The organism is Lapillicoccus sp., from assembly GCF_025353065.1.
Lineage (GTDB): Bacteria > Actinomycetota > Actinomycetes > Actinomycetales > Dermatophilaceae > Lapillicoccus.
In genome coordinates, this window is the sequence record NZ_JANXRJ010000322.1 from 1 (window position 1) to 6,052 (window position 6,052).

Below are 6,052 nucleotides of genomic sequence, written 5' to 3' on the forward strand. Positions count from 1 at the left end.
CCCACTGGCACACCCGCGGCGGACCCACCACCATCGACAACGGCGCCCTGCTCTGCCCACGCCACCACACCCTCGTCCACGACCGCGACCTGTCCGCGACCATCGACAACACCCACGTCACCTGGCACACCTGACCACCCCACCCCCCACCCCGCCCCAACCACGGCGGGGCCACCAGCACGCCCGACCACACCCGGGTGGGCACGGAAAACGGGCATGGGCCGGGCGTCGCGCCCCGAGGACCGGCCGCGTGGCGGACATCACGGCATACCGAATGCATCACGGGCGACCCTACGAGGTTTGCCGGGTGGGGTGGCGGGCTACGGTGGCGGAAGTCAGTGGTGCCTCAGGTGCACCGCACGTTTCACGGGGAGCGCCCATGTCACCGTCTTCATCAACCTCGCCAGAGTCGTCCGCTTCGCCAGAGTCGTCCGCCTCGCCAGAGTCGCCGGCATCGTCGACGACCTTCCGCGTCGGTCGCCGCGGCTTCCTCGGCCTGGCCGGAGCGGCCGTCGGCGCCGGTGCGCTCGCTGCCTGCGGCGGCAACACCGGACGCGGGACCTCCGTGGGCGCGACCGGTGCGGGTGGCAAGCCGGCGATCTCGCAGTGGTACCACGCCTACGGGGAGGCGGGGACGCAGCAAGCGGTCGAGAAATACGCCAAGGCCTACTCCGCCGCCTCGGTGACGGTGCAGTGGTATCCCAGCGGCTACGACCAGAAGGTCGCCTCGTCGCTGCTGACCTCGTCGGGTCCCGACGTGTTCGAGAACGGCAACGGCCCGTCCATCGACATGATCCAGGGCGGCCAGGTCGTCGACCTCACAGGCGTCCTCGGCGATGCGGCCTCGGACTTCACGCCCTCACTCATCAAGCGGTTCACCTACAAGGGCAAGCTGTATGCCGTCCCGCAGGTCACCGACATGCAGCTGCTGGTCTACCGCAAGAGCCTCCTGACGGCAGCCGGCGTCCAGCCGCCGACGACGGTCGACGAGCTGCTGACGACCGCCAAGAAGCTGACCACCGACAAGATCAAGGGCTTCTACGCCGGGACCGACGGCGGGGTGGGCGTGCTCGGTGGCCCGATGCTGTGGGCGGCCGGGCTCGACTACCTCAACGCCGACCAGACCGCCTTCGGCTTCGACTCCGACGCCGCGGTCGAGGGTTTCAGCAAGCTGCGCCAGCTCTTCACCAGCGGCTCCCTCCTGCTCGGGGCACCGGCCGACTGGTCGGACCCGTCGGCCTTCACCCAAGGCCTCACGGCGATGCAGTGGACCGGCCTGTGGACCCTGCCGGTCATCGAGAAGGCCTTCCCGGGTGACTACGGCGTCATCGCCTTCCCCGCCCTCGCGACCGGTGGCAAGGGCGCCGTCCCGATCGGCGCCTACGGCTCCTGCGTCAGCACCAAGGCCAAGAACGTGGACGCGGCCAAGGCCTTCGTCAAGTGGCTGTGGGTCGACCAGACCGCAGACCAGCTCGACTTCGCGCAGTCCTACGGGTTCCACATCCCGGCCCGCAAGAGCGTCGTCGCCCAGGCCGAGAAGCTGAAGTCCGGCCCGGCCGCGGATGCCGCGAAGCTGGCCAACGAGAACGGTTTCGCCCAGTCGCCGCTGCTGTGGACGCCGAAGTGCGCCACCGCCTTCTCGGACGGCCTCAGCCGGATCGTCAAGGACGGGTCCGATCCGAAGAAGGAGATCGCCACGATGAAGTCGACCGTCGAGGCCGAGCTCAAGCGCGTCGGGGCCTGACGCCGGGATGGCGGTAGCGGCGCCGCCCCGGCATACGTCGAAGCCCGTCCCGGCGAGCAGGACGTCGTGGTCCCTCCGGCTGCGCGGTCCCCAGAACCGCAACCTGTGGTTCTGGGTGTTCGTCGGCCCGTTCGTCATCGGGTTGGTCGTCTTCGTCTACGTCCCGATCCTCTGGAGCCTGTGGCTCAGCTTCTACGACGCCAGGAACACGGTCACGCCGACGGTCTTCGTCGGGCTAGGGAACTACGCCGACCTGCTCTCCGACCCGGCGTTCCGCTCGAGCCTGACGACCTTCATCGTCTTCGCGGCCTTCATCGTCCCGACGACGTTCGTCCTCTCGCTCGGGCTCGCGCTGCTCGTCAACCGCGCCCGGGCCCTCCAGGGCTTCTTCCGGTCGGTCTACTTCCTGCCGACCGCCTGCTCCTACGTCGTCGCGTCGCTGGTCTGGAAGATGTCCCTGTTCTCCGGGGTCCGCTTCGGCCTGGTCAACACCGTGCTCGACCACTTCGGCATCGAGCCGATCGCGTGGCTCTCGATCACCCAGCCGCCGTGGTACTGGCTGGTCATCGTCACGGCACGGCTGTGGCTCCAGGTCGGGTTCTACATGATCCTGTTCCTCGCCGGGCTGCAGCGGATCTCGCCGACGCTCTACGAGGCGGCCGCGGTCGACGGGGCCACCGGCTGGAAGGTGTTGCGCCACATCACCGTCCCCCAGCTCGCGGCCACCTCGGCGGCGGTCGTCCTGCTGCTGCTGATCAACGCCTTCCAGGCCTTCGACGAGTTCTTCAACCTGCTCTCGTCGTCAGGGCAGTACCCGCCCTATGCACGCCCACCGCTGGTCTACCTCTACTACACCGCGCTCGGGCAGGGCCAGGACTTCGGCCACGGCAGCGCCGGAGCCATCATCCTCACCCTCCTCATCGCCATCGTCGCGCTCGTCCAGGGACGGTTCATGCGCTTCGGTCGGGAGGACTGAGATGGCGATCCAGCAACGCCGCGTCGACCGGTTCGGCGGCGGGGTCCGGTATGCCGTGCTGGCCGTCGGCGCGGTCGGCTTCCTCCTGCCCTTCTACCTCGTCCTGCGCAACGGGCTGTCGACCGAGAGCGACATCACCGCACCGCAGTGGCGGTGGATCCCGGCCGCCCTCCAGTGGGGCAACATCGGCGAGCTGTTCTCCGACCCCGCCGTCCCCATGCTGCGCGCCCTGGCCAACTCGGCCGTCATCTCCGTGGTCCAGACGATCAGCGTGCTCATCCTGTCGGGGCTCGCCGGCTACGGTCTGGCGCGAATTCCCTATCGGCACGCCGATGCGGTCCTCTACACGATCGTCGGGACCCTGCTCATCCCGGCCTCGGTGACGTTCGTGCCGAGCTTCGTCCTCGTCTCGTCGCTCGGGTGGGTGAGCACCCTGCGCGGCCTGATCATCCCCGGCCTCTTCCAGGCCTTCGCGACGTTCCTCTTCCGCCAGTACTTCCTCGGCTTCCCCCGGGAGATCGAGGAGGCCGCTCGCCTCGACGGGCTCGGCTACTGGGGCACCTTCTGGCGCGTCGTCGCACCGAACTCGACGGGCTTCGTCGCCGCCATCGCGACCATCACCTTCATCGGCAGCTGGAACGCCTTTCTCTGGCCGTTGGTCATCGGCCAGGACCAGAGCTCGTGGACCGTGCAGATCGCGCTGTCGACCTTCCTCACCCAGCAGACGAGCAACCTCCACGAGCTGTTCATCGCCGCAGCCATCGCGATCCTGCCGCTCGTCGTGATGTTCCTCTTCCTGCAGCGCTGGATCGTCGAGGGCGTCGAGCGAAGCGGCATCAGCGAGTAGGCCGCTCGCGGCAGATTCGCGTGACGTCCGCGCGAACGGCATACCGGTGCCGCGTCGGCGCGGACGCAAGGGTTGGACGTTCGTCGGTGGCGGAGCAGGGCAGGATGGGAGGCATGATGACGGCATACGACCCGCTCGCCGGCCTGCCCGGACGGGGAAGTCCCGACGAGCCGCCCTTCGACGTGGTGCTCGCCGGCACGGTGTTCCTCGACATCATCTTCACCGGCCTGGCGTCGCTCCCGACAGGGGGGACGGAGGTCTGGGCCGACGGCATGGGGTCGTGCCCGGGCGGCATCGCCAACCTCGCCATCGCGGCCAGCCGGCTGGGCCTGCGGACCTCGCTCGCGGCCGCCTTCGGGGACGACGACTACGGCGACTTCTGCTGGCGCACCCTGGAGCAGCAGGAGGGCGTCGACCTCAGCCGGTCACGGCGGTTCGACGACTGGCACTCACCGGTGACGGTGTCGATGTCCATCGACCACGACCGGGGCATGGTGACCCACGGGCACCCCGCGCCGATGTCCTCCACCGGCCTGATCGGCCGGCCGCCCCGTACCCGTTCCGTCCTCGTCGACCTCGCCGAGGCCTTCGTGCCCGGCCAGACCTCCTGGGTCGAGATCGCCCAGCACGACGGCGCGCTCGTCTTCGGCGACATCGGGTGGGACGCCTCCGGTGCCTGGCCGATCGAGGTCCTCGACCGGCTCGAGTTCTGCCACGCCTTCCTGCCCAACGCGTCCGAGGCGATGGCCTATACGCGCACCGAGACACCCAACGACGCCCTCTACGCGCTCGCCGACCGGGTGCCGCTCGCCGTCGTCACCAACGGCAACCAGGGGGCGATGGCCATCGACAGCACGACGGGGGAGGAGGCCCAGGTGCCGGCGCTCCGGGTGCCGGCTCTCGACCCGACAGGTGCGGGCGACGTGTTCGCGGCGAGCCTCGTCGTCGGGACGCTGGCCGGGTGGGGACTGAGCGACCGGCTGGCCTTCGCGACCCTGTGCTCGTCGCTCGCGGTCCAGCAGTTCGGTGGGTCCCTCGCGGCACCCGGATGGGGGGACATCGCGGACTGGTGGCACGAGGTGCGTGACGCCCAGGGTGCGACTGCGTATGCCGCGTCGGTCCGTCGCCGTTACGCCTTCCTCGAGGAGATCGTCCCCACCGTCCCCGGGGGGGCCGTGCGCCGGGCCGCCGCGACGATCGCGCGTCAGGCCGACGTCGGTCGCGGCTGACCGGCCTCCGACCGCACCCGATCCGAACCGACCCCAGCCCCGGATCGGGGTGAAATCGCGCTGTCGATGACGTGCGCTGTCGATGACGCGTTCTCACGTCAATGCGGGAGCGCGGGGATGGGTCCCGTCGGGGGCGGCTCAGCGGCCTGACTCGGTATAGCCGCGGTCGCCGGCCAGCGCGGCCTCGATGCGCCGGGCGGTGAAGTCGGTCGCCCGGGCGCGGACCTCCTCCGGGGTGAGGAAGGCCACCGATCGAATCTCCCTCTCCTGCCTGACGATCCGCTCGACGATCGCGGCGTCGTGGACACCACCGTCGAAGACGAGACAGATGGCGTCGTCCCACCCGCTCCACGGTGGGAGCCAGTCGGTGAGCAGCAGCGCGCCCGGCTCGATCTCGAGGCCGAGCTCTTCCTCGACCTCGCGACCGACCGCGAGCCGCGGGGACTCACCGACCTCGACGACGCCTCCCGGCAGGTCCCAGTCTTGCTTGTAAGTCAGCTGGCACAACAGAACTCGTCCCTGGAGATCGCGCAGCAGCATCTGGGCGATGCCCCGCTTGCGCGGGAGGAACGAGTTGAGGAGCGTCCGGAAGTGCGTCGGGTCGCTGAGCGGTGGGTCGTCGACCAGGCGGGCGAGGACGACGTACTCCGTCGTCTCGGGACGGTCGCCGGTGCCGCGCGCGACCCGCTCGACGCCCTCGCGCCGGAGCCCGCTACGGGTGGCGACGCGCAGGGAGGCCTCGTTGCCAGGCTCGACGCGGGCCCTGACGCGGCTCAGCCCAAGCCCGTGGTCGTCGAGCGCGTAGTCGATGAGGAGCCGCACCGCGCGGGTGGCGTACCCGCGGCGGCGGTGCCCGGCATACAGGGTCCACGAGAGCTCACCCGTGGCGCCGCCGGGTCCTTCGCTGCGACCCTCCACCACCCGGACCTCGACGCTGCCCACGACCTCACCCTCGTGCTCGACGACGAAGCTCGCCACCTCGGGACCGGCCGCCCACCCGGCCCGCCAGCGCTCGACGGCCGCTCGCTGGGCAGCCGCAGAGGGGGCGACCTCACCGGAGCCGAGCCAGTGCGCGATGGTCTCGTCGTGCCCGGCGAGCGCCGCCGGGATGTCGCTGTCGCGCCACGGCCTCAGGATGATCGTGCCGTCGGTGAGCTCGGGCTGGGGGCCCCGGGGGTTCTGCGTCGGGCTCTCGTCCGTGCTCACTCCCCAACCCTAACGACGCCGGCCTCGAGGCCGACGCTGGCCCCGGGTGC

At 70.3% G+C, this 6,052-nt stretch carries 5 protein-coding genes; 4 read left to right on the forward strand and 1 reads right to left on the reverse strand.

The genetic code is table 11. The annotated features are described in order from the left end of the window. Positions 1 to 379: 379 nt before the first annotated feature. The 4 genes from Q0R63_RS23490 to Q0R63_RS23505 all read left to right on the forward strand — a co-directional run bounded on the left by Q0R63_RS23490 (position 380) and on the right by Q0R63_RS23505 (position 4,796). On the forward strand, positions 380 to 1,744 hold the full coding sequence (locus Q0R63_RS23490) for a sugar ABC transporter substrate-binding protein (RefSeq protein WP_295702649.1): 1,365 nt from the start codon (positions 380 to 382) through the stop codon (positions 1,742 to 1,744). A 7-nt stretch (positions 1,745 to 1,751) separates the two neighbouring features. Next, positions 1,752 to 2,720 (forward strand): sugar ABC transporter permease, encoded by a 969-nt coding sequence (locus Q0R63_RS23495; protein WP_295702651.1) that lies wholly within the window; start codon positions 1,752 to 1,754, stop codon positions 2,718 to 2,720. Position 2,721: 1 nt separating this feature from the next. Next, on the forward strand, positions 2,722 to 3,567 hold the full coding sequence (locus Q0R63_RS23500; protein ID WP_295702653.1) for a carbohydrate ABC transporter permease: 846 nt from the start codon (positions 2,722 to 2,724) through the stop codon (positions 3,565 to 3,567). Positions 3,568 to 3,680: 113 nt separating this feature from the next. Then, a complete protein-coding gene (locus Q0R63_RS23505; RefSeq protein ID WP_295702716.1) occupies positions 3,681 to 4,796 on the forward strand; it encodes a PfkB family carbohydrate kinase in 1,116 nt (371 codons plus the stop codon). A 138-nt stretch (positions 4,797 to 4,934) separates the two neighbouring features. Here Q0R63_RS23505 and Q0R63_RS23510 read toward each other — a convergent pair whose 3' ends face one another. Beyond that, positions 4,935 to 6,002, reverse strand: a complete 1,068-nt coding sequence (locus Q0R63_RS23510; protein WP_295702655.1) for an NUDIX hydrolase — start codon at positions 6,000 to 6,002, stop codon at positions 4,935 to 4,937. Positions 6,003 to 6,052: the final 50 nt, after the last annotated feature.

Coding starts and splice junctions, on each gene's coding strand:
- Q0R63_RS23490 (WP_295702649.1), top strand. CDS start 380: ATGTCACCGTCTTCATCAACCTCGCCAGAGTCGTCCGCTTCGCCAGAG.
- Q0R63_RS23495 (WP_295702651.1), top strand. CDS start 1,752: ATGGCGGTAGCGGCGCCGCCCCGGCATACGTCGAAGCCCGTCCCGGCG.
- Q0R63_RS23500 (WP_295702653.1), top strand. CDS start 2,722: ATGGCGATCCAGCAACGCCGCGTCGACCGGTTCGGCGGCGGGGTCCGG.
- Q0R63_RS23505 (WP_295702716.1), top strand. CDS start 3,681: ATGATGACGGCATACGACCCGCTCGCCGGCCTGCCCGGACGGGGAAGT.